General features: G+C 73.4%; 12 protein-coding genes. 6 read left to right on the top strand and 6 right to left on the bottom strand.

Going from position 1 to position 13,299, the window contains the following annotated elements; genetic code table 11:
- Nucleotides 1–39: 39 nt before the first annotated feature.
- From IEY94_RS14645 to IEY94_RS14625, 5 genes are all read left to right on the top strand, one after another.
- Nucleotides 40–939 carry an ABC transporter permease gene (locus IEY94_RS14645; RefSeq protein WP_189170733.1) on the top strand — a complete coding sequence of 300 codons (900 nt, stop codon included), beginning with the start codon at nt 40–42 and terminating at the stop codon, nt 937–939.
- Entirely contained in the window at nt 932–1,741 is an 810-nt protein-coding gene (locus tag IEY94_RS14640; protein WP_189170732.1) for an ABC transporter ATP-binding protein, read from the top strand. The genes IEY94_RS14645 and IEY94_RS14640 overlap by 8 nt, the downstream gene beginning before the upstream one ends.
- A gap of 11 nt (nt 1,742–1,752) precedes the next feature.
- The gene (locus IEY94_RS14635) at nt 1,753–2,268 is read left to right on the top strand and encodes an acyltransferase (protein WP_189170731.1); all 516 of its coding nucleotides are present in this window, start codon (nt 1,753–1,755) and stop codon (nt 2,266–2,268) included.
- A 38-nt stretch (nt 2,269–2,306) separates the two neighbouring features.
- Nucleotides 2,307–2,798, top strand: coding sequence for an MSMEG_6728 family protein (locus IEY94_RS14630; protein ID WP_189170730.1), 492 nt, complete (start codon nt 2,307–2,309; stop codon nt 2,796–2,798).
- Nucleotides 2,799–2,914: 116 nt separating this feature from the next.
- Nucleotides 2,915–3,838: a M28 family peptidase gene (locus IEY94_RS14625; RefSeq protein ID WP_189170729.1), complete on the top strand. Its 924-nt coding sequence runs from the start codon at nt 2,915–2,917 to the stop codon at nt 3,836–3,838.
- A 48-nt stretch (nt 3,839–3,886) separates the two neighbouring features.
- Here the strand turns inward: IEY94_RS14625 and IEY94_RS14620 are convergent, their stop codons facing one another.
- The 5 genes from IEY94_RS14620 to IEY94_RS14600 all read right to left on the bottom strand — a co-directional run bounded on the left by IEY94_RS14620 (nt 3,887) and on the right by IEY94_RS14600 (nt 9,358).
- A complete protein-coding gene (locus IEY94_RS14620) occupies nt 3,887–4,024 on the bottom strand; it encodes a FitA-like ribbon-helix-helix domain-containing protein (protein ID WP_189170728.1) in 138 nt (45 codons plus the stop codon).
- A 52-nt stretch (nt 4,025–4,076) separates the two neighbouring features.
- A complete protein-coding gene (locus IEY94_RS14615; RefSeq protein WP_189170727.1) occupies nt 4,077–5,360 on the bottom strand; it encodes a nucleotide sugar dehydrogenase in 1,284 nt (427 codons plus the stop codon).
- Nucleotides 5,357–6,925, bottom strand: a complete 1,569-nt coding sequence (locus tag IEY94_RS14610) for a glycosyltransferase family 2 protein (protein ID WP_189170726.1) — start codon at nt 6,923–6,925, stop codon at nt 5,357–5,359. The genes IEY94_RS14615 and IEY94_RS14610 overlap by 4 nt, the downstream gene beginning before the upstream one ends.
- Nucleotides 6,926–8,479, bottom strand: a complete 1,554-nt coding sequence (locus IEY94_RS14605) for a glycosyltransferase family 4 protein (RefSeq protein ID WP_189170969.1) — start codon at nt 8,477–8,479, stop codon at nt 6,926–6,928. It lies immediately after the preceding gene.
- A 159-nt stretch (nt 8,480–8,638) separates the two neighbouring features.
- Nucleotides 8,639–9,358 (bottom strand): RodZ family helix-turn-helix domain-containing protein, encoded by a 720-nt coding sequence (locus IEY94_RS14600; RefSeq protein ID WP_189170725.1) that lies wholly within the window; start codon nt 9,356–9,358, stop codon nt 8,639–8,641.
- A 220-nt stretch (nt 9,359–9,578) separates the two neighbouring features.
- Here IEY94_RS14600 and IEY94_RS14595 point away from each other — a divergent pair, with 220 nt between their 5' ends.
- Nucleotides 9,579–10,448 carry an HhH-GPD family protein gene (locus tag IEY94_RS14595; RefSeq protein WP_189170724.1) on the top strand — a complete coding sequence of 290 codons (870 nt, stop codon included), beginning with the start codon at nt 9,579–9,581 and terminating at the stop codon, nt 10,446–10,448.
- A gap of 94 nt (nt 10,449–10,542) precedes the next feature.
- Here IEY94_RS14595 and IEY94_RS14590 read toward each other — a convergent pair whose 3' ends face one another.
- Nucleotides 10,543–13,110: an ATP-dependent Clp protease ATP-binding subunit gene (locus tag IEY94_RS14590; RefSeq protein WP_189170723.1), complete on the bottom strand. Its 2,568-nt coding sequence runs from the start codon at nt 13,108–13,110 to the stop codon at nt 10,543–10,545.
- Nucleotides 13,111–13,299: the final 189 nt, after the last annotated feature.

Raw genomic sequence — 13,299 nt, 5'->3', positions numbered from 1 at the left:
ATGCGCCCCACCAGCCACGAAGATCGGAGCGCCACCCCTATGGCCGAAACGGCGGTAACCGCCGGGACGCGAACCGAGCCCGGCGCCGCCGCGCTCGCCGCCCGGCACGGCCTCGGGGTCGCCGGCGCGCGACCCGGCCTCCTCGCCTACACCCGGCAGCTCTGGGCGTACCGGCACTTCATCACCGCCTACGCCAACGCCCGGGTCATCGCCCAGTTCTCCACCGCCAAGCTCGGCCGGATCTGGCAGGTCCTGACGCCGGTCACGAACGCCCTCGTGTACTACCTGATCTTCGGCGTGATCCTGCACGCGGGGCACGGCATGAAGAACTTCATCGGGTACCTGTGCGCCGGGATCTTCCTCTTCACCTTCACCTCGGCCGTGGTCAGCGCCGGGCTGTCGGCGATCAGCGGCAACCTCGGCCTGATCCGGGCGCTGCACTTCCCCCGGGCCAGCCTGCCGCTGGCGCTGACGATGGTGCAGTTCCAGCACATCATCGCCTCGATGCTGGTGCTGTCCGGGATCATGCTGGTGACCGGCGAGCGGATCACCGCGCAGTGGCTGCTGGTCGTCCCGGCGCTGCTGCTCCAGTCCATCTTCAACGCCGGGCTGGCCCTGGCGATGGCCCGGCTGGGCGCGAAGCTCACGGACCTGCGGCAGGTCATGCCGTTCATCCTGCGGACCTGGATGTACGGCTCCGGCGTCCTGTACAGCGTGACCCTCTTCGCCAACCACCTCCCGCCGTGGGCCCGCGAGCTGGTCGGCTTCAACCCCCTGCTGGCGTACATCGAGCTGATCCGGCACGCGATGATGGAGGAAGTCCCGCTGACCAACGAGATCGGCGTCACCTGGCTGGTGGCCGGGGGCTGGACCCTGCTGGTCGGGCTCGGCGGTTTCGTCTACTTCTGGCGCGGCGAACAGGAGTACGGACGTGGTTGAGGCCAGCACCGCCGCCGACGCGGCGACCACCAGCGACGGCGAGCGCATCCCCACCGTGATCGTGGACGACGTGCACATCGTCTACCGGGTGCACGGCGCCGGCAGCGCGACCGGCAACACCCCGGTCGCCGGCCTGCGCCGGCTGGTCACCGGCAAGCGGGCGCCGAACGTCACCGAGGTGCACGCGGTCAAGGGCGTGAACTTCACCGCGTACCGGGGCGAGGCCATCGGCCTGATCGGCTCCAACGGCTCCGGCAAGTCGACGATCCTGCGGGCCATCGCCGGCCTGCTCCCGGTCGAGCGCGGCCACATCTACACCCAGGGGCAGCCGTCGCTGCTCGGGGTCAACGCCGCGCTGCAGAACGACCTCACCGGCGAGCGCAACGTGGCGCTGGGCTGCCTGGCCATGGGCATGTCGCCCGAGGAGGTCAAGGTCCGGACGCCGGAGATCATCAAGTTCTCCGGGATCAACGACCGGGGCGACTTCTCCTCGCTGCCGATGCGCACGTACTCCTCCGGCATGTCCGCCCGGCTGCGCTTCTCGATCGCGGCGGCCAAGAAGCACGACGTACTGCTCATCGACGAGGCGCTGGCCACCGGCGACGCCCGGTTCCGCCGGCGCAGCGAGGGGCGGGTGCGCGAGCTGCGGGCCGAGGCCGGGACGGTGTTCCTGGTCAGCCACGCGATCGGCACGATCAAGACCACCTGCGAGCGGACGATCTGGCTGGAGAGCGGCCTGATCCGCGCGGACGGCCCGACGGCCGACGTGTGCCGCGAGTACGAGTCCTACATGAACAAGTAGAGAGCGAGCCGATGGACTTCTTTGCCCACCCGAGCGCGGACGTCGAGTCCGGGGCCGCCGTCGGCGCCGGCACGAAGATCTGGCACATCGCGCACGTGCGGTCCACGGCCACGATCGGCGCGGACTGCGTGATCGGCCGCAACGTCTACGTCGACGCGGGCGCCGTCGTCGGCGACCGGGTGAAGATCCAGAACAACGTGTCGGTGTACCGGGGCGTGACGATCGAGGACGAGGTCTTCGTCGGCCCGTGCGCGGTGTTCACCAACGACTTCCGCCCGCGGGCGCAGAACCCCGACTGGGAGATCACCCCGACGCTGGTCCGGCGCGGCGCGTCGATCGGCGCCAACGCCACCCTGATCTGCGGGATCACCGTCGGCGAGTACGCGATGGTCGCCGCCGGCTCGGTGGTCACCAAGGACGTGGCGCCGTACCAGCTCGTCGCCGGCAACCCGGCCCGGCCGCGCGGCTGGGTGGACGAGAAGGGCAACGTGATCTCCCGCGACCCGGCCGCCCCGCCTGCCCGCTGAGGGGCGTGGCCGCCGGCGGTACGGGGTAGAACGGGAGGATGCAGACGTTCCTGCCGTACCCCGATTTCCGGGACAGCGCGCTGGCGCTCGACCAGCGGCGCCTGGGCAAGCAGCGGGTGGAGACCATCCAGGTGCTGCGCGGCCTGACCGTGCCGGGGTACGGCTGGCGGCACCACCCGGCGGTCAAGATGTGGTCCGGGTACGAGGAGGCGCTGGTCCGGTACGGCCTCGACATGTGCGCCGTGTGGTGCGCGACCGGGCGGGCCGACACCTGCGCCGGGACGCTCGCGGCCGACCTGGTCGCGGCCGGCGGGCCGGCGGCGGTGCGGACCCGGGCGGAGCTGGCGGCGGCCGGCGACCTGCCGCCGTGGCTCGGCGACGAGGAGTTCCACCGCAGCCACCGGTCGTCGCTGCTGACCAAGGACCCGGCGCACTACGGCGACCGGTTCGCCGACACCCCGCCCGGCCTCCCGTACGTCTGGCCGGCCTCGGACCGCCCGCCCGCACTGCTCGCCGCCGCCGGGTCATAGCCGCCGGCGGGCTGCCGCGCATAGCGGGCAACGGACCGGCCACGAAACCGGTCCGCACGTTGTCCGGCGGCGCCGGGCGGCCATACCGTCGCGGCATACCCGCGGGAGGTCCACCCATGCGCCGCAGCGCCGTACCGATGGCGATAGCCCTGCTCCTGACAGGCGCCGCCGCCCCGGCCGCGGCGCGGCCCGCGCCGGCCGACATCCCGACGATCACGCTGGAATCGCTGCGGGCGCACCTGGCCACGTTCGCCCGGATCACCGCGGAGAACGGCGGCCACCGGCTGACCGGCAGCCCCGGCGAGGTGGCGCTGCGCCAGCACGTCGCCGGGGCGTTGCGCGCCGCCGGCTACGAGGTGAGCACGCAGGGCTGCCCGCCGAAGTGCAAGGGCGTCAACCTGTTCGCCGACAGTACCGGCGGCGACCCGCAGCGGCTCTACCTGTTCGGCGCCCACCTGGACAGCGTCTCGACCACGCCCGGCCTCAACGACAACGCGGCGGCGGTGGCGACCGTCCTGGAGACCGCGCTGGTGCTCGCCGAGCGGAAGCCGGCGCTGGCCGCGCGGGTCCGGTTCGCGTTCTGGGGCGACGAGGAGCCGGGGATGGTCGGGTCGCTGCACTACGTGCGCGGGCTCGACGCCGCCGCCCGGGCGCGGATCAAGGGGTACCTGAACTTCGAGATGGTCGGCTCGCCCAACGGCGGCTACTTCGTCAACAACCCGGCCACGCCGCTGGGGACGCTGTTCCGCGAGTACTACGACGCCAGGGGCGTACCGGTCGAGGAGAGCGTGGAGCTGGCCCGGCGCTCGGACAACGTCGGCTTCGACACGGCCGGGCTGCCGGCGACCGGGGTGAACGGCGGCGCGGGGGCGAAGAAGACGGAGGCGCAGGCGGGCAAGTGGGGCGGGACGGCCGGGCAGCCGTACGACGGGTGCTACCACCGGGCCTGCGACACGGCGGCCAACGTGGACCCGGTGGCGCTGACGCACGCGGCGAACGCCCAGCTCACCGCCCTGTACAAGCTGGCCGTCGCCCGCTGATCACCCGTGGCCGAAGGCGCGCACGCAGCTCGGCGGCCGAAGGGGCGGTCAGGGGCGGTTGGCGTCGCGGTCGGTCAGGAGGCCCGCCGGTTCGTGGATGGGGTACTCCTGTAGCGACCTGCCGCTCCGAGCGGCCCGGCCGGCCAGCGCGTGGTACACGTCGTCGGGAACGTTCCGAATGGTCACCGCCGCCATGCCTGCACTCCGGCGGCTGTGCAGGCATGGCGGCAAGGACGTTTCAGCCGCCGATGACCTCGTGGTGGGCGCCGGTCCAGCGGTCCGGGTCGGTGACCCGGCGGCCGTCCACGATCACCCGTACGCCCGGCAGGTCCTTCAGGCCCAGCGTCCGGTACTCCGCGTGGTCCGCCTGCACCACCACCGCCGTCACCGGCTGCCCCGAGTACGCCGGCAGCCCGAGCGCGGCCAGCTCCTCCGGCGTGTACATCGGGTCCGACACGTACGGCTGCGCCCCGCGGGCCCGCAGCGCCGCGACCGTCGGGAACACCCCGGAGAACGCGGTCTCCTTCACCCCGCCCCGGTACGCGGCGCCCAGCACCAGCACCTCGGCGTCGGTCAGGTCGCCGTACGCGTCGGCGAGGAGCTGCACCGCGTACTCCGGCATCTCCGCGTTGGCCTCGCGGGCCGCGCGGACGACCGTCGCGGCCGGGTCGTTCCACAGGTACAGCCGCGGGTACACCGGGATGCAGTGGCCGCCGACGGCGATGCCGGGCCGGTGGATGTGGCTGTACGGCTGGCTGTTGCAGGCGTCGATCACGGTGTTGACGTCCACGCCGATCGTGTCGGCGTAGCGGGCGAACTGGTTGGCCAGGCCGATGTTGACGTCCCGGTACGTGGTCTCGGCCAGCTTGGCCAGCTCGGCGGCCTCGGCGTTGCCCATGTTCCACACGCCGTTGGGCTTCGGCAGGTCGTCGCGGGCGTCGAAGTCGAGCACCTGCTCGTAGAAGGCGAGGCCGCGGGCGGTGGAGCCCTCGTCGATGCCGCCGACCAGCTTGGGGTACTTGCGCAGGTCGGCGAAGACCCGGCCGGTGAGCACCCGCTCGGGGCTGAACACCAGGTGGAAGTCGGTGCCGGCGGTCAGGCCCGAGCCCTGCTCCAGCATCGGCGCCCAGCGGTTGCGGGTGGTGCCGACGGGCAGGGTGGTCTCGTAGCTGACCAGGGTGCCGGGGCGCAGGCCCTTGGCGATGGCCTGGGTGGCGGCGTCCATCCAGCCGAAGTCCGGTACCCCGTCGGCGTCCACGAACAGCGGCACCACGACGACGACGGCCTCGGACCCGGCGACGGCGGCGGCGGTGTCCGTGGTCGCGCGCATCGTGCCGGCCTCGACCGCCCGCTTGAGGGTGACGTCCAGGTCGGTCTCGCCGGGGAAGGGCGCGGTGCCCTCGTTGACCAGGGCGACGACGCGCTCCGACACGTCGGCGCCGACGACCTCGTGCCCCTTGGCGGCGAACTGCACGGCGAGCGGCAGGCCGATCTTTCCGAGCGCGACGACACAGATCTTCATGGTTTTCCTCCTCGGGACCGGCTGATCAGCCGGCGGATCACCCGACCGGGCGTGACCGGGGCGATGGCGACGACCAGGCGGCCGTGGTGGTTCGCGGTGAGCGTGACGACGTACAGGCGGGCGCCGCGGCGGTGCAGGACCCGCCGGGCGCCGAGGCCGCGTGGGGCGCGCAGCCCGGCGGTACCGGTGCGGCCGGCGACGGTGACGCTGGCTTCAACGACCCGCACGCTGCCCAGGTGGGACGATTCATCAAAAAAGTCGGTGAACTGGAACGAACCACGCACACGGGTACCGGCCTCGTCGGCGTCCGCCAGCACGGTGGCCCGGGCGTCGCCGGCCCGGATGCTCAGGTCACCGCGCGGCAGGTCGGCGAGCTGCCGCCGGGTGCTGTGCGCGTGCACGGTAAGCCGGCCGGTCCGGCCGCCGGCCCAGCTCAGGCCGACCGTGTCCAGCCGGGCCAGCCAGTCCACGGCCATCGCCGGGCTGAGCGCGAACACGTCGTCCGGCAGCCGCAGCCGCGGGTCGCGGAAGCCGGGGTACGCGACGTACTCCCGCCCGCCGTCGACCACCAGCGGCGGGTCGGCCTCGTCCTGCTGCACCCGCAGGAACGCCAGCAGCTCCGCCAGGGGCGTGTGCTGGGCGTACGCGATCCGGACCCGCTCCGGCACGAACAGCCGTTCGCGCAGCCCGTCGGTCAGGTACCGGTCGGCCAGGTGGCGCACGCCCTCGTGGATGCGCCGCTGGGTCGCCGCGTCCTGGTTCGGGAAGTCGCGGCCGATCAGCGTCGCCACCTCCCAGCGGAAGTGCCGGAGCAGGATCGCGTCCCGCTTCGGGCCCGCCGGGATCAGCTCGGCGACGAAGTCCATCAGCTTGCCGACGCAGTCCAGCTTCACGTCGCTGCGCCGCGGCTTGAAGGTGATGTTGCTGAAGTCCAGCCGGCGGACCGCGTAGTAGCAGGCGTAGTCGGCGACCACCGCGATCCGCTCCGCCCGGACCATCGCCTCCAGCGTGAACGGCTGGTCGCTGAGCATCGGCATGTCGGTCGGGAAGCGCAGCTCGTACTTGTCCAGCAGCGCCCGGCGGAACAGCTTCGTGTTGGCCAGCGACCACGGCAGCGCCGAGTCGTACAGGTCCACGTCGTCGGCGTTGCGCTCGAAGATCTGCTGGTCCACGTACCGGCCGTTCACCCCGACCACCCGGCCCAGGGTCACGTCGGCGCCGCTGCGGTCGGCCATCGCGACCATCCGGTACAGCGCCTGCGGGCCCAGGTAGTCGTCCGCGCCGACGAACAGCACGTACCGGCCGGTGGCCTCCTCCAGCGCGCGGTTGCTCGGCTCGGCCGGGCCGCCGGAGTTCGGCTGGTGGCGGACCCGGACCAGCTCGGGGTACCGGGCGGCGAACCGGTCCAGCTCCGCCCCGCTGCCGTCGGTGGACCCGTCGTCGACCGCGATGACCTCCATGCGGTCCGCCCCGATGCTCTGGTTCACCAGGGACTCCAGGCACCGGGTCAGGTACGGCATCGTGTTGTAGACGGCGACGACCACCGTCACATCCGGTTGCGCCACTCAGCCCTCGCCCGTGCTCTCGGCCCGACCAGCGGGCACCCCGGCGGCCCGCCCGGCGGCGGGCAGCAGCCCTCGATACAGCTCGTCCAGCGTGTCGACCTGCGCCTCCCAGGTCCAGCCGGCCAGCAGCCCCGGCGTCGCGTACGCGGCCCGGTACCGCGCCGGGTCGGCCAGCACCGCCGACACCGCCCGAACGTAGTCGGCCGTGTCCACCGCCGTGAACACCTCGCCCTGCCCGGTCGCCCGGACCGTCTCCGCCATCGTCTTCACGTCGCTGACCACCAGCGGCAGCCGGGCGTGCGAGTACTCGAAGAACTTCGTGATCAGCGCGATCTCGTGGTTCGGCCAGTGGTGGATCGGGATCGCGCCCACGTCGGCCCCGGCCAGGTACGGCACCACGTGGTAGTGCGGCACGTACGGCAGCACGTGCAGCCGGTCGGCCACCCCCAGCTCGGCGGCCCGCCGGACCAGCGACGTCACGTAGTGGCCGTCGGGCTGGTTGACCACGAACGCGGTGTGCACGCCGGGCAGGTCCGGCAGCGCCTCGACCATCGTGCCCAGGCCGCGCTGCGGGGCGGCCGCGCCGCTGTACACGACCAGCGGGGTCGCCACGCCGATGCCGCAGCGGGCGCGCAGGTCCGGCGCCGGGCCGGCGTCGGCCGGGGCGTGGTCGGCGGCCGGGGCGTTGAGCACCACGGCCGGCTGCGCGGCCAGCTCGTGCTCCGCGCGCAGCAGGTCGCCCAGCGCGGGCGAGACGGTCATCACCGCGTCGGCGTACGGGGCGTACTCCCGCTCGTGCGCCATGTTGCCGGGCCGCCAGCGGGCGTTGTCCTGCCACGGCTTCACGCCGGGGAGGAACTCGTGCGCGTCCCAGACCAGCTTGACGTCGCGGCCGCGGGCAGCGGCGCGGATCTTCGCCCGGGCGCCGACGCCGAGCATCCGGAAGTCGTTGGCGTGGATCAGGTCGGGGGCCAGGGCGTCCACCGTGGCCGCGTACGCCCGCTCGTAGTCCCACAGCCCCGGCTCCAGCCGGCGCCACGCGCGGTCGCCCAGCGCCCTCTGCCAGAACACCGTGTACAGCCGGTCCCACGGGCCGGTCAGCTTGCGCCGGGACCGGGCCCGCTTGAGCATCCCGGTGCGCAGCCACACCCACTTGCCGAGCAGCTTCGCCGCCGCCCGCTCGGCCCGGATCCGCCGGCGCGCCCCGCGCAGCCGCTCGGCCGGGGTGCCGGCGCGCTCGGCCAGGGTGAGCTGCGCGGCGCGCACGTCCAGGTCGGCCCGCCAGGACTGGACGACCGCCGCGCGGTGGGCGGCGATGCCGTTCTGCGGGTACGCCAGCGGGTACCGCAGCCAGGCCCGCCGGAACTCGTGCCGGCGCCGGCCCATCGCGGTCGGCATCGGCAGCAGCCGGACGGTCGCGGGGCCCAGCGACCACTCCTGCGGCTGGCCGGTCAGCGACCGGCCGAGCAGCGTGACGTCCCAGCCGCGCTCGGCCGCGGAGCGGGCCGTCTTCTGCACCCGCGAATCGCCGAGAACGCCGTTGTCGACGAGCATGACGATGCGTCCACGCCGAGCGTTGTCGAGATTCATGGGTCCGGAGGCCGCCTTCCCGCGCGGTCGTGCACCGACCAGCGCGAGTCTACGACAACGCCGATACGCCCCCGGATCGGCGTCCGGCCCACCCGGGAGCGACCCGGGTGCCGCCGCGCGGCCTCAGCCGACGCGCAGCGCCACCGGCGCGCTCAGCTTGGTGCCCACCCGGGCGATCACCTCGTACGAGCCGGCCGGCATCGCCCCGATCGGGACGCCGCTGCCGCACTTCTGCCCCTGCGTACTGGATCGGCCGTTCCAGGTCACCATGTACTCCAGCCGCTCCCCCGCCCGGATCGTCCGGACGTTCGGCAGATTGCGGCCCGTCGCGCAGTGGTCGGACGACCACATCGTCTCCGCGCCGCGGACGATGCGCAGCTCCTGGGCGTCCGCGCCCAGGTCCCGGGCGCACGAGTGGGTGGCCGCGTTCTGCACCACCAGCCGGATCGACAGCGCGGTGCCGGCGGGCGCGCCGGCCCGGTCCGGTACCGGCGTCAGGGCCAGGTCGGTGTCCGTACAGGAGGGTGCGGTCAGCGTCGGCGCGGCCGGGGCGCCGCCCGGCACCGGCGCGACCGCCGGCGTCGGCTTGCCGGTGCCCGCGCCCGCGGGGCCGGGCGTACCGGCGGCGTTGCCCGACGTGGACGGCGCGACCGCGCCCGGGTCCGCGCTGCCGAGGTCCCCGCCGATGCCCGGCTCCTCGGTGCGGGTGCTGTCGCTGGTCGCGGTCGGCTTGTCCGGTTCGCCGGCACTGCACGCGGCGTACGGGATGAATGCCAGCAGCACCAGGCCGCCGAGCACGACAGCGCGCCGCCGCCAGTAGACGGCGGAGGGCAGAGGGCCCACCGTCATTCGCATGATGTCCTCACCGTAACCGCGACACGCCAGCCGAACGGCCACGACGCGCCGGTGCGCCGGCCGTTCCCGCCCGCCATCCGGCGGGCCGGCCGGCGGCAGTACTGTCGACGTCTCAGTCAGACACTTCCCCCACGAGTGGACCCGCCCCGGGTCGGCCGGGCGCCCGCGCCGGGCCCGCCGCCGCGGCGCCCGCGGAAGGAATCGACGGATGCCGACGGTCGCCGACGAGGCCCTGGCGTGGTACGACACGCACGCCCGGGACCTGCCCTGGCGCGCGCCCGACGCCGGCGCGTGGGGCGTCCTGGTCAGCGAGATCATGCTCCAGCAGACGCCGGTCCGCCGGGTGCTGCCGGTCTGGCGCGAGTGGCTGGACCGGTGGCCGGCGCCCGCGGCGCTCGCCGCCGAGCCGGTGGCCGAGGCGATCCGGGCGTGGGGGCGGCTCGGGTACCCGCGGCGGGCGATGCGGCTGCACGCCTGCGCGGCGGCGATCACCGCCGAGCACGGCGGCGCGGTACCGGCCGACCTCGACGTGCTGCTGGCGCTGCCCGGCATCGGCGCGTACACCGCCCGCGCGGTCGCGGCGTTCGCGTACGGCCAGCGGCACCCCGTGGTGGACACCAACGTGCGCCGGTTCGTGGCCCGCTGCGTGGCCGGCGAGCCGGACGGCGGCGCCACCACGACCCGGGCCGACCTGGCCGCGACCGAGGCACTGCTGCCGGTCGCGCCGGGGGTGGCGGCGCGGGCCAGCGCGGCGTTCATGGAGCTGGGCGCGGTGGTGTGCACGGCGCGGGCGCCGCGCTGCCCGGCCTGCCCGGTGCGCGGGCGGTGCGCCTGGCGGCGGGGCGGCCGGGCGCTGCCGGCCGGGCCGAGCCGGCGGCCGCAGGCGTACGCGGGGACGGACCGGCAGGTGCGCGGCCTGCTGCTCGCGGTGCTGCGCGAGGCGGTGGACCCGGTCCCGGCGGCGACGCTGGCGGGGGTGTGGGCGGACGCGGTACAGCGGGACCGCGCCCTGGCCAGCCTCCTGACCGACGGCCTGGTGGTCTCCCCCACCCCGGGCCGGTACGCCCTACCGACCTGACCCCCGCCCTGCCGACCCCGGCGCCGGGCCGCGGATGCGGAACGGGCGGCCGGCTCGACGCCGACCGCCCGTTCCCGTGCTCTCCGCCGCCCGGCTAGGAGGCCTTCTCCTCCGGCGGGGTGCTGGCCGGGCCGCCGGCGGTGGCCGCGTCGGCGGCCAGGTCGGCGGGGATCGTCTCCGGTACCGGGGACGTCTTGTCCGCCCCGCGGAAGACCAGCTTGGCCTTCTCCACCTGGTCGGGGTCGCCCTCGCAGTCCACGATGACGATCTGGCCGGGGCGCAGCTCGTTGAAGAGGATGCGCTCGGACAGGGTGTCCTCCAGGTCGCGCTGGATCGTCCGGCGCAGCGGCCGGGCGCCCAGCACCGGGTCGAAGCCCTTCTTCGCCAGGTACTTCTTGGCGCTGTCGGTCAGCTCCAGGCCCATGTCCTTGTTCCTGAGCTGGGTCTCGATCCGGGCGATCATGATGTCCACGATCTGCAGGATCTCGTCCTGGCCGAGCTGCGGGAAGACGATCGTGTCGTCGATCCGGTTCAGGAACTCGGGCCGGAAGTGCTGCTTCAGCTCGTCGGTGACCTTGGTCTTCATCCGCTCGTAGCTGGCCTCGGACGCCTCGGACTGCTGGAAGCCCAGCGACACCGCCTTGGCCACGTCGCGCGTGCCCAGGTTGGTGGTCAGGACGATGACCGTGTTCTTGAAGTCCACGATCCGGCCCTGGCCGTCGGTGAGGCGGCCGTCCTCCAGGATCTGCAGCAGCGTGTTGAAGACGTCCGGGTGGGCCTTCTCGATCTCGTCGAAGAGGATCACCGAGAACGGCCGGCGGCGCACCTTCTCGGTGAGCTGGCCGCCCTCGTCGTAGCCCACGTAGCCGGGGGGCGCGCCGACGAGGCGGGACACCGTGTACCGGTCGTGGAACTCCGACATGTCGAGCTGGATCAGCGCCTCCTCGGAGCCGAAGAGGAACTCGGCCAGCGCCTTGGTCAGCTCGGTCTTGCCGACGCCGGACGGGCCGGCGAAGATGAACGAGCCGGCCGGGCGCTTCGGGTCCTTGAGGCCCGCCCGGGTGCGGCGGATCGCCTTGGAGACGGCGCGGACCGCATCGAGCTGGCCGACGATCCGCTTGTGCAGCTCGTCCTCCATGCGCAGCAGCCGGGCGGTCTCCTCCTCGGTCAGCTTGTACACCGGGATGCCGGTCCAGTTCGCCAGGACCTCGGCGATCTGCTCGTCGTCGACCTCGCTGACGACGTCCAGGTCGCCGGCCTTCCACTCCTTCTCCCGCTGCGACTTCTGGCCGAGGAGCTGCTTCTCGTCGTCGCGGAGCTGGGCGGCCTTCTCGAAGTCCTGCGCGTCGATCGCGGACTCCTTGTCCCGGCGGACGTTGGCGATCTTCTCGTCGAAGTCGCGCAGGTCCGGCGGCGCCGTCATCCGGCGGATCCGCATCCGGGCGCCGGCCTCGTCGATCAGGTCGATCGCCTTGTCCGGCAGGAACCGGTCCGAGATGTACCGGTCGGCCAGGTTCGCCGCCGCGACCAGGGCCGCGTCGGTGATCGTGATCCGGTGGTGCGCCTCGTACCGGTCGCGCAGGCCCTTGAGCATCTCGATGGTGTGCGCCACCGACGGCTCGGGCACGTTGATCGGCTGGAACCGGCGCTCGAGCGCCGCGTCCTTCTCGACGTACTTGCGGTACTCGTCGAGCGTGGTCGCGCCGATCGTCTGCAGCTCGCCGCGGGCGAGCATCGGCTTGAGGATGCTGGCCGCGTCGATCGCGCCCTCGGCGGCGCCCGCCCCGACGAGGGTGTGGATCTCGTCGATGAACAGGATGATGTCGCCGCGGGTGCGGATCTCCTTGAGCACCTTCTTCAGGCGCTCCTCGAAGTCGCCGCGGTACCGCGAGCCGGCAACCAGGGCACCCAGGTCGAGGGTGTAGAGCTGCTTGTCCTTCAGCGTCTCGGGCACCTCGCCCTTGACGATCTTCTGGGCCAGGCCCTCGACGACCGTGGTCTTGCCGACGCCGGGCTCGCCGATGAGCACCGGGTTGTTCTTGGTGCGGCGGGACAGCACCTGCATGACCCGCTCGATCTCCTTCTCGCGCCCGATGACCGGGTCGAGCTTGCCCTCGCGGGCGGACTGGGTCAGGTTGCGGCCGAACTGGTCCAGCACCAGGCTGGTCGACGGCGCGCCCGCCTCCCCGGTGGCGGTGCCGGCGGCGGCCGGCTCCTTCCCGCCCTGGTACCCGGAGAGGAGCTGGATGACCTGCTGCCGGACCCGGTTGAGGTCGGCGCCCAGCTTCACCAGGACCTGCGCGGCGACGCCCTCGCCCTCGCGGATCAGGCCGAGCAGGATGTGCTCGGTGCCGATGTAGTTGTGGCCGAGCTGGAGCGCCTCGCGCAGCGACAGCTCCAGCACCTTCTTGGCCCGGGGGGTGAACGGGATGTGCCCGCTCGGCGCCTGCTGGCCCTGGCCGATGATCTCCTCGACCTGCTGGCGGACGCCCTCCAGCGAGATGCCGAGGCTCTCGAGGGCCTTGGCGGCGACGCCCTCGCCCTCGTGGATCAGCCCGAGCAGGATGTGCTCGGTGCCGATGTAGTTGTGGTTGAGCATCCGGGCCTCTTCTTGGGCCAGGACGACAACGCGCCGCGCTCGGTCGGTGAACCGCTCGAACATCCCTCGTGCTCCTCACGTGCCGTGCCGAGCGCCGCGTGACATTCGGCGCTGTCCGCGCCGGGTGTGCCCCGCGGCGCCGTGCCACGCCGCCGGCCGGCGGCGTGCGCCGGGATCGATCCGGTCCGTCGGCGCCCCGCCCCGATGCCCCGGGGCGGTGTCCGTTCACTCTATCGCCGTTGGCCGACCCTG

This window comes from Pilimelia anulata, assembly GCF_014647895.1.
GTDB lineage: Bacteria > Actinomycetota > Actinomycetes > Mycobacteriales > Micromonosporaceae > Pilimelia > Pilimelia anulata.
Note: the sequence above shows the minus strand (reverse complement) of the source record. Positions and strands in the feature narration are given on the sequence as shown.